Genomic DNA, 332 nt, shown 5'->3' with positions numbered 1-332 from the left:
AACACAGAAGTTAAGCTTCATAGCGCTGAGAGTAGTTGGAGGATCGCCTCCTGCGAGGGTAGGACGTTGCCGTGCACGCTGAAAGATTAATTCAGTTAAAATATTAATATTTTGTATGCTGAAATTTAAATTTTTCATGGAGAGTTGTCCGAGTTGGCCGAAGGAGCATGATTGGAAATCATGTAAACGGGTAATGCCTGTTTCAAGGGTTCGAATCCCTTACTCTCCGTATATGGCCCGTTGGTCAAGTGGTTAAGACACCGCCCTTTCACGGCGGTAACATGGGTTCAAATCCCGTACGGGTCACTTTTATGGAGGATTAGCTCAGTTGG

At 45.2% G+C, this 332-nt stretch carries 2 tRNA genes; both read left to right on the top strand.

From position 1 onward, the window contains the following. Positions 1-138: 138 nt before the first annotated feature. Positions 139-229 (top strand) — tRNA-Ser (locus LB941_RS12395). A 5-nt stretch (positions 230-234) separates the two neighbouring features. After that, positions 235-306, top strand: a tRNA-Glu gene (locus LB941_RS12390). Positions 307-332: the final 26 nt, after the last annotated feature.

It is taken from the genome of Ligilactobacillus ubinensis, from assembly GCF_024160875.1.
In the GTDB taxonomy this organism is placed as follows: Bacteria; Bacillota; Bacilli; order Lactobacillales; family Lactobacillaceae; genus Ligilactobacillus; species Ligilactobacillus ubinensis.
Note: the sequence above shows the minus strand (reverse complement) of the source record. Positions and strands in the feature narration are given on the sequence as shown.